The following is a 17,604-nucleotide window of genomic DNA, read 5'->3' as shown; positions in this document are numbered from 1 at the left end:
TTTATTTAAAAGTTAATGTTTGCACCTAAGACAAAAGATCTAGGTCTTGGGTAAAAATTATTATCAATACCTAAATTAATTTCTGGGTCTAAACCATCATAATCTGTTACAATTAAAACATTTTGTAAAGATCCGTAGAATCTGAATGTTGTGTTTTTAATCTTGTCTAAAGTATAACCAAGAGAAATGTTATCAATCTTAAAGAAAGATGCGTCTTGTACAAAATGATCACTTAAAGCAGTTTTATCACTAATTACAGTAAAACCACTGTTGTAATAATCTGAATGTAAGTTTGATAATATATTATTATTTGTAGCATTTATTTGCACACCTCTGTTTGCAGCTACATCATTATACATATAGTTACCAAAACTTGCTCTTGTTTGTATAGAAAAATCCCAATTTTTATAATTTATATTGGTGTTAAAGCCCATTAAAACATCAGCAAAAGGATCTTCGTTAATGTATTTGTCATCATCATTAATGGTGTTATCATTATTTCTATCTACAAAAACACCTTCTAAAGGCTTACCATCTGCACCATAAACTTGTTGAAAAACATAAAAACTATTTGCAGTTTCTCCTTCTCTATGAACTTGAACATTATTACCAACACCTGTTGATATTCCTCCTTGAGGTTGATCTACAGATAATTGTGTAATTTCATTATCGTTTAAAGAGATGTTATAATTCACAGACCATTCAAAATTATCAGTTCTTATAGGTGTAGCATTAATGTTAAATTCTAAACCTCTGTTTTCCATATTACCAATGTTGGCATTAATTCTGTTTCCAAAATTTGTAAAAGGATCTACGATTGAACTTGCAATAAGGTCGTTAGTTTGTTTAATATAAGCATTTACAGAACCCGAAATTCTTCTATCAAGAAAAGCAAAGTCCATACCAAGGTTAAATGTTTTACCTACTTCCCAACGTAAGTCTTTGTTAATTGGTTCTGGTCTAAATGTTTGGTAAAAAGCACTACCAAATTGATAATTAGCAGTATCTGTACTACCATTATATCTTGTTAAAAATTGATAATCTCCTAAACCATTAATGTTACCTATTTCTCCATAACCAACTCTTAATTTTAATTCGTTAAAGAAAGAATCTTCCATAAAAGCTTCTTTATGAATACTCCAAGCTGCTGCAAATGATGGGAAAATTCCCCAACGATCATCTGGATTTAATTTAGAGGAAGCATCTGCTCTTAAAGTTGCAGTTAAATAGTATTTACCTTTATAATCGTAATTAGCTCTACCAAAATATGATAATAATACATTTTTAGATTTGTCTACAAATTCGAAAGTGTTACCATCTTCTTGTGCTTCACTATCAAAACTATAATTGTCATATTCAAAAGATTGATATGCATGACCACCAACCACTGTTAAATTATGTGCTTCATTAAAAGTTTTTGTGTAAGTTAAATAAGCGTCAAAAACTTTATTGTCTGATTTTTGAACAAAGCTGGTTAATGAACCATTAAAAGTTGCATCCGAAGTTGGTATTAATTCAGAAGTTATAGTTCTACCATGACTATTTGAAGTATCAAAACCTAAGTTAATTGTAGCAGTTAAATCTTCTAAACCATGTATTTTATAATCTATTTTCGCATTTGCTACTAAACGTCTAATTTCTGCAGTATCATCTATTAAATCTAATAATGCAATAGGATTTGTAGGTGCTAAATTATTTTGGTTTCCTGTACCTGCATCTAACCAAGCAAAATAACCACCATATTGAGAATTTGGATCGAAAATAGCTTGAGTAGGATCAAAAGAAATAGAACCACCTATTGCACCTCTATTTGCAAATGTATTTTCTGTGTACATTCCTTTTGCGTTAAGATCTACTTTTAAATGATCATCTAAAAAAGAAGGAGATAAGTTAATAGAAGCAGTTGTACGTGCTAAATTATCACCTTTTAAAATACCTTCGTGTTCAGAGTATCCTAAAGAAGCTCTCATTGGCACACCATAAAGGTTACCTAATGCACTAAAGTTATGATCTTGTCCAATTGCTGTAGTATAAATTTCTTCTTGCCAATCTGTATTAGCATTACCTAACAAAGCAATTTGATTCGGTGTACCAATATCGTTGATTAATGTACTAAATTGATCCGCAGATAAAACATCTACTTTATCTCTTAACGTGTAAACCGTTGTTTGAGAACTAATATTGAATTTAAAATCTCTGTCTTTACCTTTTTTAGTAGTAATTAATATTACCCCATTTGCAGCTCTAGAACCATAAATAGCAGTAGAAGAAGCATCTTTTAAAACCACAAAAGTTTCAATATCATTTGGGTTGATAAAGTTTAATGGATTTCTAGATCCACCAACTCCACCATTATCTAAAGGAATACCATCTATTACATATAATGGTTGGCTAGTTAAAGATAAAGAACCTGTACCACGAATATTAATCGTTTGTCCATCTCCAGGAGCACCAGAACCAGCAATTACATTTACACCAGCAACTTTACCACTAATTAAAGATTGTGCAGAAACAATTGGACCTTTATTAAAGTCGTCGCTAGTTAATAAGTCTGTTGTACCTGTTAAATCTTCTTTTTTAATAGAACCATAACCTACTACAACGATTTCATCTAATTGCTCAGAAGATTCAGTTAGTGCTACTTCAATATTAAAATTAGTTCCAATTGTTACTTCTAAATCAGCAAATCCTAGATAGTTAAAGACTAAAATATCTCCAGTTTTAACTTTGTCTAAAGAAAAGTTTCCATCAAAATCGGTTTGAGTACCTTTTGTTGTACCTTTAACCAAAATACTAACACCAGGTAAAGGCTCACCTGTTGCTTTTTCTTTTACAACACCATTTATGGTTTGCTGAGCAAACATTGTAAATGATGAAGTCAAAAGAATTCCAATTAACAATAATTTAAATTTTTTCATGTATAATTTGTTAAATAATAACTGTAAATTTGATTTCGACTTAACAATAAATTCACATTCCACATTGTAAATATAGAAACAAGAAGCCTGTAATCAATATGATAAAAGTCACGAAAACGGTTTCGTGTTAACAACTTTTTTGTTAAAAATCATTAAATTAGTAATATTTAACGCTTAAAATTGCCTTTTTAGAAAAAAATGAAGCAAAAAATTACCATAAAAACAATTGCCAAAGAATTAGGGGTTTCAACATCTACAGTGTCTAAAGCTTTAAAGGATAGTCATGAGATTAGTAAAGAAACAAAAGATAAAATACAAGCTTATGCAAATCTCTATAATTACAAACCAAATAGTTTAGCACTTCAATTAAGAAATCAAAAAACAAAAGTTATTGGGGTTATTTTACCTAAAATTGTTCATCATTTTTTTTCTACTGTAATCATGGGAATAGAAGAAGGTGCTATAGAAAAAGGTTATCACATTATGGTTTGTTTTTCTAATGAATCTTATGCAAAAGAAGTAGAAACTTTAAAAGTTTTATCTAATGGTAGTGTCGATGGTTTAATTGTTTCTATAGCTAATGAAACCTTAAAAAATAAGGATTATAAGCACTTTACAGATTTGGTTTCTGAAGAGATTCCTTTAGTTTTATTCGATAGGGTAGTAGACGATATCTTATGTGATAAAGTGGTTGTAGATGATGTAGGTGCAGGTTATAAGGCTACTAAACATTTGTTAGATAATGGTAGAAAAAAAATAGCTTTGATTACTACTCCAAAACACGTAAATGTTGGCACTTTAAGAAGACAAGGTTATGAAAAAGCTTTAATAGAAGAGTACATTAAAACGAATAACAATCTAATTATTGAGATTGATGAAAATCTTGATGTTAGAAAACAAATAGAACCAGTATTTAACTTAGACATTGATGGTGTTTTTGCAGTAAATGAAATTTATGCTGCTAATGCTATTCGAATTGCTAAAGAAAAAGGGCTAAAAGTACCAGAAGACTTCTCTGTCATTGGTTTTACAGACGGTTTAATATCAGAATATTCCTCTCCATCTATCACAACAATAGCACAACATGGGTTTACAATGGGTAAACAATCAGTAGAGCTTTTAATAGAAAGAATTGAAAAAGAATCTGAAGTTTATAGCCCGAAAAAAATTGTGATTTCGAGCGATTTAAAGTTACGAGAATCTACGAAACCGTCGTCGTAGAAATTTACCTTAGTTTTTATCAACTTGATAAAAATAATATATCTTTGTTACATAATTAAGATTTATCAATAAATTACATTCCACAAAATTTATTAATTGATAAGTCTAAGCACTTATCGTATAAACTAATAATTACGATAATGGAAAAGCGTAAATTAAGCTTCTGGCAAATCTGGAACATGAGTTTTGGATTTCTAGGAATACAAATGGGTTTTGCCCTTCAAAATGCTAACGCAAGTAGAATTTTACAAATTTTTGGAGCAGATGTTCATGAACTTTCTTGGTTCTGGATTATAGCACCTTTAATGGGGTTAATTGTTCAACCAATAATTGGGCATTACAGCGATAAAACTTGGGGAAAATTTGGAAGAAGAAAACCTTACTTTTTAGTTGGAGCAATTTTAGCTTCTATCGGATTAATTTTAATGCCACAAGCAGATCTATTTATTGCATTTTTACCCGCTCTTTGGGTTGGTGCAGGAATGTTAATGATTATGGACGCCTCTTTTAATGTTGCTATGGAGCCTTTTAGAGCTCTTGTTGGCGATAATTTAAGAACAGATCAAAGAACTTTAGGATTTAGTGTACAAACTGCATTAATTGGTTTTGGAGCCGTAGTTGGTTCTTGGTTGCCATATGCACTTACAAATTGGTTTGGCGTTTCTAACGAAACTTCATCTGGAGTTGTGCCTCAAAATCTTATCTGGTCTTTTGTGATTGGTGCTGCAATTTTAATTATTTCGATCTTAGTAACAATTTTCACTACTAAAGAGTACTCTCCAGAAGAATTAGCAAGTTTTGATCAAGATTCAGATGCTATTTCTACAGACGAAGAAGAAAACTCTAGTTTGATGGATATTTTTGATGATTTCAAAAAAATGCCAACAACAATGCGTCAATTAAGTTGGGTGCAGTTCTTTTCTTGGTTTGGTCTTTTTGGGATGTGGGTTTTTGCTACGCCTGCAATAGCGCAACACATTTATGGGTTGCCTTTTACAGATAGCAGCAGTAAAACTTATCAAAATGCAGGAGATTGGGTTGGTATTCTATTTGGTATCTACAATTTAGTCTCAGCACTTTATGCATTTGCTTTACCATATATCGCTAAGAAAATAGGAAGAAAAAGAACGCATTCTGTTTCTTTAATTATTGGTGGTTTAGGTCTATTATCAATTTATATTATGCCAAACGAAAACTGGTTAATAGTTTCAATGATTGGTGTAGGTATTGCATGGGCAAGTATTTTAGCTATGCCTTATGCAATTTTAGCAGGTTCTATATCCGCTAAAAAAATGGGAGTTTATATGGGGATTTTTAATTTCTTCATTGTAATTCCTCAAATTATTAACGCCTTAATTGGTGGTCCATTAGTAAAATACGCTTATAACAATCAGGCAATCTTTGCATTACTTATTAGCGGTATTAGTTTCTTAATCGCAGCAGCGTTAGTCTACAAAGTAAAAGATGTAGATGATGTGGTAAAAACAAATTAAATGAAAAAAGGATTTATTTTTGATTTGGACGGTGTAATCGTAGACACTGCCAAATATCATTATTTAGCTTGGAAAAAATTAGCTAACCAATTAGGTTTCGAATTTACAGAAGAACAAAACGAACTCTTTAAAGGAGTGAGTAGAAAACGCTGTTTAGAAATTTTATTAGAAATTGGAAAAAGAGAAGCAACACAAGAAGAGTTTGATAAATGGATGATTGACAAAAATGTCGATTATTTAGAATTTATAAAAAATATGGATGCATCAGAAATACTACCTGATGTGCCAAAAGTATTAGCCTTTTTAAAAGAAAATAACATACCAATTGCTTTAGGATCTGCAAGTAAAAATGCAAAACCTATTCTAGAAAAAGTAGGTCTGTTACCTTATTTTGATGCAATTGTAGACGGTAATCATGTTACCAAAGCAAAGCCAGATCCAGAAGTGTTTTTATTAGCCGCAAAACAATTAGATGTTAATGCAGATGAATGTGTGGTTTTTGAAGATGCAGTTGCTGGTGTACAAGCAGCAAATGCTGCTCAAATGATAAGTATTGGTATTGGTGATAAAAACGTGCTTACAGAAGCGCAATTTAATTTTAATGATTTCACAGAAATCAGTACCAATTTTATTAAAGATTTAATAGAAAAATAAAATGAATCAAGTTTATATACAACCAAATGAGTGGTCGATTCTTGAAGAAGGATTCGATGCAGAAATGGTAAAATCTTCAGAAAGTTTATTTAGCATTGGTAATGGTGCTATGGGACAAAGGGCAAATTTTGAAGAAGAATATACAGGTCCTACTTTTCAAGGAAGTTATATTGCAGGTGTTTATTATCCTGATAAAACACGTGTTGGATGGTGGAAAAACGGATATCCAGAGTATTTTGCAAAAGTTTTAAATGCTCCAAATTGGATAGGAATTAACGTTTTAATAAATGATGAAAAACTAGATTTACATACGTGTAAAGAAGTTTTAAATTTTAAAAGAGAACTAAACATGCAAGAAGGTTGGTTGTCTAGAAGTTTTGAGGCTGTTTTACAAAACGACATCAAAATTAAAGTAGATACCAAACGTTTTTTAAGTTTAGATTTAGATGAAATAGGGGCAATTAATTACAGTATTACGCCTTTAAGTAACGATGTTAATATTACTTATATTCCTTATTTAGATGCTGGTATTACTAATGAAGATACCAATTGGGATGATCAATTTTGGGATGTTTTACAAGTTTCGCAAGACAATCATCAATCTTTTATAGAGGCAAGAACCATGAAAACACATTTCTATACGTGTACTTTTATGGAATCTAAAATATTTATTGGTCCAAATGAAATTATTACAAATTGTGTTAATGAACAATCTAATAATTATACAGCTAATAAATATCAACAAGAAATTAAAAAAGATCAAACTTATTCTATCCATAAATTTGGAGGTTATGTTGTTGATCGCAATCACCATAAAGATGAATTAGTTGCAGCTGCAAAAACGGCTTTAGACAAAGCTGTTAGTTTAGGTTTTGATGCTTTGTTGGCAAAACAAAAAGAAGCTTGGGCTAAAATCTGGAGCATGTCAGACATCACCATAGAAGGCGATGTAAAAGCACAACAAGGTATTCGTTTTAATATTTTTCAATTAAATCAAACCTATTTAGGTACAGATGCTTCCTTAAATATAGGGCCTAAAGGATTTACAGGAGAAAAATATGGAGGAAGTACCTATTGGGATACAGAAGCCTATTGTATTCCTTTTTATATGGCAACCAAAGATCAATCTGTTGCAAGAACTTTGTTAGAGTACAGGTATAATCATTTAGAAAAAGCGATTGAAAATGCAGAAAAACTTGGTTTTAAAAACGGAGCTGCTTTGTACCCAATGGTTACTATGAATGGTGAAGAATGTCATAACGAATGGGAAATCACTTTCGAAGAAATCCATAGAAATGGAGCAATCGCATTTGCTATTTATAATTACCATCGTTTTACAGAAGATTATACTTACATTCCAGAAAAAGGATTAGAAGTTTTAATTGGTATTGCACGTTTTTGGCATCAAAGAGTCAACTTTTCTACAGATAAAGATAAGTTTGTAATGTTAGGTGTAACAGGACCAAATGAATATGAGAATAACATCAACAATAATTTCTACACAAATTACATCGCAAAATGGTGTATAGAATATGCATTAGAAAATATTGATATTGTTAAAAACGATCATATTTCTGATTATATCAGAATTAAAGAAAAAGTAAATATTACTGATGAAGAATTGGCTTCTTGGAAAAATGTGGCAGATAATATGTATTTCCCTTTTTCTGAAAAACACAATGTTTACTTACAACAAGATGGTTTCTTAGACAAAGAATTAATCACTGTTGCAGATTTAGATCAAAGTCAAAGACCAATTAACCAGAAATGGAGTTGGGACAGAATTTTACGTTCTCCTTACATAAAACAAGCTGATACTTTACAAGGTTTCTATATGTTCGAAGATCATTTTTCTACTGAAGAATTAGAGCGTCATTTCGATTTTTACGAGCCATTTACAGTGCACGAAAGTTCACTTTCACCTTGTGTACACAGTATTCAGGCTGCCAAATTAGATAGAATGGAGCAAGCGTATACGTTCTATTTAAGAACATCTCGTTTAGATTTAGATGATTACAATCACGAAGTAGAAGAAGGTTTACACATAACATCTATGGCTGGTACTTGGATGAGTATTGTAGAAGGTTTTGGAGGAATGAGAGTTGTAGATAATTCACTTTCTTTTTCACCAAAAATTCCTAAAGGATGGGATTCTTACTCGTTTAAAGTAAACTTTAGACAGCAAGTAATTACGGTTAATGTTAGCCAAAAAGGAACTCAATTTGAATTAGAAGGAACCAAAGAAATTAACATTTTAGTAAACGGAGAACAAGTAACAGTATCTCCTAAATAAATATCTTTAAAAGAAATTATGAAACATTTCAGAAACATTTTTTTAGTATTATCAGTAATCGTTTTTATTTCATGTAACAATACAGAAACCAAAAAAGATGTTTCTGAAGTTTCAGTTTCTAACACTTTTTTAGAAAGAGTAGAGCCTCTTCATTGGTGGGTAAATATGAAGAATACTTCACTTCAGTTATTAGTAAAAGAAGAAAATATTGGGCAATCTGAACCATCAATTTCTTATCCTGGAGTAACTATTAAAAAAGTAAACAAAGCAAAAAGTAACAATTATTTATTTCTTGATTTAGATATTGATGCAACTACAAAATCAGGAAAATTTGACATCACTTTTATTTTTGATGATCAAACAACAAAAACACACACTTACGAGTTAAAACAAAGACAAAAAACTGCGGATGAATATGTAGGTTTTAACAGTACAGATGCCATTTATTTAATAACTCCAGATCGTTTTACAAATGCTGATGAAAGTAATGACATCAACAAAAACTTAAAAGAAACTACCATCGATAGAACTGATGGTTACAAACGTCATGGAGGAGATTTACAAGGAATTATCAACGGTATAGATTACATAGCAGATTTAGGTTTTACAACAGTTTGGCCAACTCCTGTTTTAGAAAATAATATGTACCAAGGTTCTTATCATGGTTATGCAATTACAGATTATTATAGCGTAGATCCTCGTTTTGGAAATTTATCTGATTATAAAAATTTAGCTGATAAATTAAGAGAAAAAGGAATGAAATTAATTATGGATCAGGTTGCGAATCATTGTGGTTTAGAACACTGGTGGATGAAAGATTTACCTTTCGAAGATTGGGTAAATCATCAAAAAAATTACGAAGATAATATTGAGAATTGGAATTATAAAACCAACATCAATTCGAATCATAGAAGAACCACAAATCAAGATTTATACGCATCAGAAAGCGATAGAAAAGGAAATAATGAAGGTTGGTTTGTAGCTACAATGCCAGATTTAAATCAAAGAAATCCGTTTATGGCGAATTACATAATTCAGAATTCAATTTGGTGGATAGAAACCTTAGGTTTAGGCGGAATTAGACAAGACACATATCCTTACCCTGATAAAGATTTTATGGCAAATTGGGCAGGTGCTATTATGGAAGAATATCCGAATTTTTCAATTGTTGGAGAAGAATGGAGTTACAATCCTTTGTTAGTTGGTTATTGGCAAACTGGCGCAGATAATAAGGATGGTTACGAATCTAACTTAAAATCTACAATGGATTTCCCTATGCAAAAAGCCATAATTGAGGGAATTAATGAAGAAGAATCTTGGGACAAAGGTTTGGTGAAATTATACGAAGGTTTGGCGAATGATTTTTATTATGCTACTCCAAAAGACATTATGATATTTTTAGACAATCACGACAAAAGTAGATTGTTTACAGAGGTAAAAGAAGATGTTGTAAATGCTAAAATGGCTTTAAGTTATATGCTAATGTTACCTAGAATTCCGCAAATTTATTACGGTACAGAAATTTTAATGGATGATACTGCAAATCCTGGAGATCATGGTTTAATTAGAACCGATTTTCCTGGCGGATTTAAAGGTGATAAAATAAATGCTTTTACAGGTTTAGGTTTAACTGATGATCAAAAATCAATGCAAGACTTTGTTAGTAAAGTTTTAAATTATCGTAAAAACAGTGATGCGATTCAAGATGGAAAAACGATTCATTTTGCGCCATTTATGAATACCTATTTCTTATTCAGAATTAAAAATGATGAAACAGTTGTGCATATCATCAACAAAAACGAGAAACCAATTATCATTGATTTAAAACGCTATAAAGAAGTTGGTTTAGATGGCAAAAAATTGAAAAACATTGTTACTGGCGAAGAATTTTTATGGAATGACGCTATTCAGTTATCAGAAAAAGGAAGCGTAATTTTAACGACAAAATTTTAATTAAATTTTCAGTATTGTCAGTTCGAGTGATTTCGATTTTTATTCGAAATTGTATCGAGAACAGTTTTAAAAATTAATAAATATGAAATATCTATCAATATTATTTTCAATTGTATTGCTTTTTTCTTGCAAACAAGCCAAACAAGAAGTCGCAAAAGCAGAAGTACAAAAAACAAAAATAGTAGCAAAGGATTTAGATTCCGTAAATCTATTTGCTGGAAAATTGATTAGAGTAGATTCTTTCCCTACAAAATACATAACTCCAAGGCCAGTTGATGTTTGGTTGCCAGAAGGCTATTCATCAGAAAAAAAATATGCGGTTTTATATATGCACGATGGTCAAATGTTGTTTGATGAAACGACCACTTGGAACAAACAAGAATGGAAAATTGATGAGGTGGCCTCAAAATTAATGAAAGACGGAATTACTAAAGATTTTATCGTTGTTGGTATTCATAATATTGCAGCTTTAAGATGGTTAGATTTATATCCAGAAAAAGCAATGAGTTTTCTAACCAAAGAAGAGTTAGAAGTAGTAAAAAGCTTTTCGAATAGTGATGTAGAAATATCAGATTTAACTGGTGATGAATACTTAAAATTTTTAGTCGAAGATTTAAAACCTTATGTAGACAAAACATATTCAGTTTACACCAATAAAGAAAATACGTTTGTAGCTGGTTCTTCAATGGGAGGTTTAATGTCTATGTACGCAATTTCTCAATATCCAGATGTTTTTAAAGGCGCTGCTTGTATTTCTACACATTGGGTGGGTGCACAACCTGTAGAAAATAATCCATTGCCAAAATCTATTTTTAAGTATTTAGAACACAATGTTCCTGATGCTAAAACACATAAAGTGTATTTTGATTATGGTAATAAAACTTTAGACCAATATTATCCAGAATATGCACCAAAAGTGGATTCGATTTTCTTACATAATGGCTATTCTGAATCAAATTTTAAAAACTTATTTTTTGAAGGTACCAATCATTCAGAAATTTCTTGGCAAAACAGAATTGATATTCCTTTAACTTTTTTATTGAAAAAATAAACTACAAATCCTACAAGGATTTTAAAACCTTGTAGGTATAAATCATATGAAAAAATATATAATTCCTTTCTTATTTCTTCTTATAACACAAAATTCTTTTACTCAAAATTCAAATAGAATTTTTAAAAATATAAATCAAACCGAAAACGGATTAGAAATTAATGTAGATGATGGTAAATACGTTATAAAATTTTATTCTGATAAAATTGTAGAAACGTCCTTTATTCCTAAAGGAGAAGAATTTTTAAAAACCTCACACGCAGTGGTTTTAGAACCAAAAAAAGTTGAAATAGTTCCTGTTATTTCAAAAACGGAAAGTATTTTTTCTACGGATGGAATTTCAGTACATATCAACCACAAACCTTTTCAAATTACGTATCAATTTAAAGGAGAAGTTGTAACATCAGAAAAACAAGGCTATTTTAAATCTAAACATATTCCTTTAGAAATGGTAAAAGGAAATATTGTTGCAGATAAAACCGAGAAAATTGAATTCAATTTAACCAGTGATGAGGTTTTATTTGGAGGAGGAGCAAGAGCTTTAGGAATGAACAGAAGAGGCTATAGATTACCTTTATATAACAGAGCTCAATATGGTTATGAAACGCATGCTGAATTGATGAATTTTACAATTCCGTTAGTAATTTCATCAAAAAAATATATGATTCATTTTGATAATGCGCCAATTGGGTATTTAGATTTGGATAGTAAAAAAGACAATTCTTTAACTTACGAAACCATTTCTGGACGAAAAACCTATCAAGTTATTGTTGGTGATTCTTGGCAAGATTTAATTGAAAATTATACCAATTTAACAGGGAAACAACCTTTACCTCCAAGATGGACTTTAGGGAACTTTTCAAGTAGATTTGGGTATCATTCACAACAAGAAACAGAAGCAACAATTGCCAAGTTTCAAGAAGAAAAAATACCTGTAGATGCTATTATTTTAGATTTATACTGGTTTGGAAAAACGGTACAAGGAACTATGGGGAATTTAGAAGTAGACAAAGATTCTTTTCCAGATATGAAAGGAATGATTTCTAGATTAAAAGACAAAGGCGTAAAAACCGTTTTAATTACAGAACCTTTTATTTTATCAAATTCTAAAAAATGGAAAGAAGCTGCAGAACAGAAAGTTTTAGCAACAGATTCTATTGGAAATCCTGCTAAATATGATTTCTATTTTGGAAATACAGGAATTGTAAATATTTACAAAAAAGAAGGTAAAGATTGGTTTTGGAATATTTATAAAGAGATTATAGATCTTGGCGCAAAAGGACTTTGGGGAGATTTAGGCGAACCAGAAGTATTGCCTTCTTGGGTAAATTTTGATGATAAAAAAGCAGATGAAATTCATAATATTTATGGTCAAGATTGGGCAAAATTAATTTTCGATGGTTATCAAAAAGAATATACAAACGAAAGACCATTTATTTTAATGCGAGCAGGGTCTTCTGGTTCACAACGTTTTGGAATGATTCCTTGGTCTGGAGATGTAAATAGAACTTGGGGAGGTTTGCAATCTCAACCAGAAATTGCTTTACAAATGGGTATGCAAGGTTTAGGTTATATGCATTCTGATTTAGGTGGTTTCGCTGGCGCAAATTTAGATGATAATTTGTATGTACGTTGGTTGCAATATGGAGTTTTCCAACCCATTTTTAGACCTCATGCTCAAGAAGATGTAGCTAGCGAACCCGTTTTTAGAAGTGATTTCGCTAAAAAATATGCAAAAAAAGCCATAGAGTTGCGTTATAAAATGTTGCCATATAATTACAATTTGGCTTTTGAAAACAATAAAAAAGGAACCCCTTTAATGCGTCCTATTTTCTTTGAAGAAGATGATGCAAATTTGATGACTAATTCAACGACATATTTATGGGGAAAAGATTTTTTAATTACACCAATTTTAAAAGATTCTGTAACTAGTAAAGAAATTTACTTTCCAAAAAGTGCAAACTGGTTTAACTTTTATTTCAATGAAGAAAAAATTGAAGGTGGACAAACCAAAACTGTAAAAGTTGAAGAAAAAGCAATTCCAACTTATGTAAGAGGAGGTTCTTTTATTTTGATGAGTGAATTAGTGCAAACTACAGATCATTACAAAGCAGATCAATTAGAATTACATTATTATTTAGATAAAAAAGAAAATTCTGAAAGAACTTATTACAATGATGATGGTTTAACTGCCAATGCTTACGAAAAAGGAAACTATGAAATTTTAGAATTCGAAGCAGAATTCGAAAAAAGATATTTAGAGATTGATTTTGAGGCAGAGTTTGGTAAAAACTGGAATCCATCAGAAAAAGAAATCAAACTAATTATTCATAACATCAAATACAATCCTAAAAAGATAAAAGTTGATGGTAAAAGAGTTCGAATTTCATCCAAAGAAAATACGCTTACAATTCCGCTAAAATGGAATCCAAATAAAGAATTAAAAATTAAAATATCATTAAAATAAATATCAATTATGAAAAAAATACATTCTTATTCGTTAGCTGTAATTTTATCAATCGTAATTGGTTGTACATCAGAAAAAGTATCAGAAAAGAAAATGAAAAATCCTAGTGTAAAGAAAAAAGCTGTTGTTTATCAAGTTTTTACGCGTTTGTTTGGGAATACAAATACCACAAATAAACCTTGGGGAACTATTGAAGAAAATGGAGTTGGTAAGTTTAACGATTTTACAAACAAAGCCTTGTCAGAAATTAAAGATTTGGGGGTTACACACATTTGGTATACAGGTGTTCCTCATCACGATGTGATTCGTGATTATACAGAATTCGGGATTTCTAATGATGATCCAGATGTTGTAAAAGGTAGAGCAGGAAGTCCTTACGCAGTTAAAGATTATTACAACGTAAATCCTGATTTGGCTGTAAATGTTGAAAATCGTTTAGAAGAATTTGAGGCACTTATAGAACGTTCTCATAAAAACGATTTAAAAGTAATTATTGATATTGTACCAAATCACGTTGCCAGAAATTATAAGAGTTTATCAAATCCAGCAGGCGTTGTAGATTTTGGTGCCAATGATGATACATCTGTGGTTTATGATGTTGATAATAACTTTTATTACAATCCGAATAAAGAATTTCAGGTGCCAGATTTTTTAAATAATTACAAACCTTTGGGTGGAGAAAATCATCCTTTGTCTGATGGTATGTTTGATGAAAATCCATCTAAATGGACTGGAAATGGATCTCGTTCTGTAAAACCAAATTTTTACGATTGGTATGAAACTGTAAAAGTGAATTATGGAATATCACCAAAAGGTAAAAAAGATTTTGATGAGTTACCACTAAGTTTTGAAAACGAAGATTACAAAAAACACTTTGAATTTTGGCAAGATAAAAAAATACCCAATTCTTGGATAAAATTTAGAGATATTGCGCTGTATTGGTTAGAAAAAGGAGTTGATGGTTTTCGTTTTGATATGGCAGAAATGGTGCCAGTTGAGTTTTGGAGTTATCTAAATTCTTCTATCAAAATGAAAAATCCGGATGCTTTTTTACTGGCAGAAGTGTATCAACCTCATTTATACCGAGATTACATCAAAAAAGGAAAAATGGATTATTTATACGACAAAGTTCAGTTGTATGATACCATTAAAAATATAATGCAAGGTCGTGGTTCTACAGACAATATTGCTAAAATTCAAGATGATTTAAAAGACATTGAGCACAATATGTTGCACTTCTTAGAAAATCACGATGAACAAAGAATAGCAAGTCCAGAATTTGCAGGAGATGCTTTAAAAGCAAAACCAGCAATGGTAGTTTCTGCAACCATATCTACAGCACCAACTATGGTTTATTTTGGACAAGAATTTGGAGAAGATGGTTCTGAAAATGCAGGTTTTGGAACGCCATCAAGAACTTCAATCTTTGATTATATTGGCGTACCAACTTTACAGAGATGGGTTAATAATAAACAATTTGATGGTGGGCAATCTACCAAAGAAGAATTAGAGTTAAGAGACTTTTACAAACGTTTGCTAAATTTTACAATTCAGAGTGATGCTTTAATGGGCGAGTATGAAGATATTCATCATCATAATAGATACAATACAGAATGGTACAATGATAAAATGGTGTCTTTTGTTCGTTATAAAGGTGATGAAAAATTGATTATTGTAGCTAATTTTAATGCAGAAAACACCTACGGATTTGAGTTAGGTTTGCCACAAAACATCATAGAAAAATGGAATTTAAAAGAGGGTGAATATCAGTTGGAAGATCAATTGTATAAAGAATTTACATCAACCTTAAAAGTAGGTAATAATAAAGCTATAGTTAGAGTAGATGTTAAACCTTTGCAATCATTTATTTTAAAGTTAAAAAATAATTAAAAAAATAGAATTATGAAAAATATCATCTTTATCATCAGTTTAATGGTTTTAATTAGTTGTCAAGAAAAAAAATCAACAAAAACTATTGCAAAAATGGAAACAAAAGAATTTGTTTGGGAAGCAGCCAACATTTATTTCTTGTTAACAGATCGTTTTAATAATGGTGATACAACTAACGATGTTAATTTTGATAGAACTAAAGAAACTGGAAAATTACGTGGTTTTGAAGGTGGTGACCTTAAAGGAATTACTCAAAAAATTAAAGAAGGATATTTTACAGATTTAGGAATTAATGCGATTTGGATGACACCAATTGTAGAACAAATTCACGGTTCTACGGATGAAGGTACAGGGAATTCTTATGGTTTTCACGGTTATTGGGCAAAAGATTGGACAAAAATTGATCCCAACTTTGGCACAAAAGAAGATTTAAAAGAATTGGTGGCTGTTGCACATAAAAACGGAATCCGAATTTTGTTGGATGCTGTAATTAATCACACAGGTCCTGTAACTGAGAAAGATCCTGTTTGGCCAAGTGATTGGGTAAGAACAGGCCCACAATGTGCATACAATAATTACGAAAATACCATTACGTGTACGTTGGTAAAAAACTTACCAGATATTAAAACAGAAAGCAATGAAAACATTGCATTGCCACCTCAATTAGTTGAAAAATGGAAAGCTGAAGGCAGATATGAGCAAGAAGTAAAAGAATTAGATGAATTCTTTGCAAGAACAGGACATCCAAGAGCGCCTCGTTTTTATATAATGAAATGGCTAACAGATTATATTACAGAATTCGGAATTGATGGTTATAGAGTTGATACTGTAAAACATACAGAAGAGTTTGTTTGGCAAGAGTTTAAACAAGAATGCGATTTTGCATTTGCAGAGTACAAGAAAAATAATGCTGATAAAGTAGTTGATAATAATGATTTTTATTTAGTTGGGGAAGTTTATAATTACGGAATATCAGCTAAAAAAGCCTTTAATTTTGGTAATAAAAAAGTAAATTATTTTGATAAAGCGTTTAATAGTTTAATCAATTTTGAAATTAAATGGAATGCTAAACAAATGGCAGAAAAAGATGTTTTTGAAAAATATGATAGCATTCTGCAAAATGATTTAAAAGGATATGGAGTATTAAATTATATGACTTCTCACGATGATGGTCAGCCTTTTGATAAAGAAAGAAAAATGCCTTACAAAACTGCTACAATGTTGTTGTTAACTCCAGGAACCTCGCAAGTTTATTATGGTGATGAATCTGCAAGACCTTTAATTATTGAAGGTACTGCTGGTGATGCAACTTTACGCTCTTTTATGAATTGGGATGCCATTAATGCTGATGTAGAAACTCAAAAAATAATGAAACACTGGCAAAAATTAGGTCAGTTTAGAGCAAATCATACAGCAGTTGGTGCAGGAAAACATCAATTAATTTCTGATGAAAATGGATTGGTTTTTTCTAGAATTAGAAATTCTGATAAAATTGTTGCAGGGATTAATTTATCAAAAGGAAAAAAAGAAATTAATGTGTCTAATGTTTTTGAAAATGGAGTTGTTTTAAATGACTTTTATTCAAATCAAGAAGTAAATGTTGTTGATGGTAAAGTAACCGTAAATTCAGAATTTGATATTGTTTTGTTAGAAAAAAAATAGGG

10 protein-coding genes are annotated in these 17,604 nt (G+C 30.7%); 9 read left to right on the top strand and 1 reads right to left on the bottom strand.

Annotation, left to right across the window (positions count from 1 at the left end; translation table 11 throughout):
• Positions 1 to 5: 5 nt before the first annotated feature.
• On the bottom strand, positions 6 to 2,918 hold the full coding sequence (locus BW723_RS16340) for a SusC/RagA family TonB-linked outer membrane protein (RefSeq protein WP_068364142.1): 2,913 nt from the start codon (positions 2,916 to 2,918) through the stop codon (positions 6 to 8).
• 198 nt (positions 2,919 to 3,116) lie between these two features.
• Between BW723_RS16340 and BW723_RS16335 the strand changes: the two genes are divergently transcribed.
• The 9 genes from BW723_RS16335 to BW723_RS16295 all read left to right on the top strand — a co-directional run bounded on the left by BW723_RS16335 (position 3,117) and on the right by BW723_RS16295 (position 17,602).
• On the top strand, positions 3,117 to 4,139 hold the full coding sequence (locus BW723_RS16335) for a LacI family DNA-binding transcriptional regulator (protein ID WP_068364144.1): 1,023 nt from the start codon (positions 3,117 to 3,119) through the stop codon (positions 4,137 to 4,139).
• A gap of 140 nt (positions 4,140 to 4,279) precedes the next feature.
• A complete protein-coding gene (locus tag BW723_RS16330; protein ID WP_068364146.1) occupies positions 4,280 to 5,632 on the top strand; it encodes an MFS transporter in 1,353 nt (450 codons plus the stop codon).
• A complete protein-coding gene (pgmB, locus tag BW723_RS16325) occupies positions 5,633 to 6,286 on the top strand; it encodes a beta-phosphoglucomutase (RefSeq protein WP_068364148.1) in 654 nt (217 codons plus the stop codon).
• 1 nt (position 6,287) lies between these two features.
• Positions 6,288 to 8,579, top strand: coding sequence for a glycoside hydrolase family 65 protein (locus BW723_RS16320; protein WP_068364151.1), 2,292 nt, complete (start codon positions 6,288 to 6,290; stop codon positions 8,577 to 8,579).
• An 18-nt stretch (positions 8,580 to 8,597) separates the two neighbouring features.
• Positions 8,598 to 10,532, top strand: coding sequence for a glycoside hydrolase family 13 protein (locus tag BW723_RS16315; RefSeq protein ID WP_068364154.1), 1,935 nt, complete (start codon positions 8,598 to 8,600; stop codon positions 10,530 to 10,532).
• Between the two features lie 82 nt (positions 10,533 to 10,614).
• The gene (locus BW723_RS16310) at positions 10,615 to 11,583 is read left to right on the top strand and encodes an alpha/beta hydrolase (RefSeq protein WP_068364157.1); all 969 of its coding nucleotides are present in this window, start codon (positions 10,615 to 10,617) and stop codon (positions 11,581 to 11,583) included.
• A gap of 46 nt (positions 11,584 to 11,629) precedes the next feature.
• Positions 11,630 to 14,050, top strand: coding sequence for a glycoside hydrolase family 31 protein (locus BW723_RS16305; RefSeq protein ID WP_068364160.1), 2,421 nt, complete (start codon positions 11,630 to 11,632; stop codon positions 14,048 to 14,050).
• Positions 14,051 to 14,059: 9 nt separating this feature from the next.
• On the top strand, positions 14,060 to 15,940 hold the full coding sequence (locus tag BW723_RS16300; RefSeq protein ID WP_068364163.1) for an alpha-amylase family glycosyl hydrolase: 1,881 nt from the start codon (positions 14,060 to 14,062) through the stop codon (positions 15,938 to 15,940).
• Between the two features lie 12 nt (positions 15,941 to 15,952).
• The gene (locus BW723_RS16295) at positions 15,953 to 17,602 is read left to right on the top strand and encodes an alpha-amylase family glycosyl hydrolase (RefSeq protein ID WP_068364167.1); all 1,650 of its coding nucleotides are present in this window, start codon (positions 15,953 to 15,955) and stop codon (positions 17,600 to 17,602) included.
• The last annotated feature ends 2 nt before the right edge of the window (positions 17,603 to 17,604 follow it).

Origin of the sequence: Polaribacter reichenbachii (assembly GCF_001975665.1) — a bacterium.
Classification (GTDB): domain Bacteria; phylum Bacteroidota; class Bacteroidia; order Flavobacteriales; family Flavobacteriaceae; genus Polaribacter; species Polaribacter reichenbachii.
Note: the sequence above shows the minus strand (reverse complement) of the source record. Positions and strands in the feature narration are given on the sequence as shown.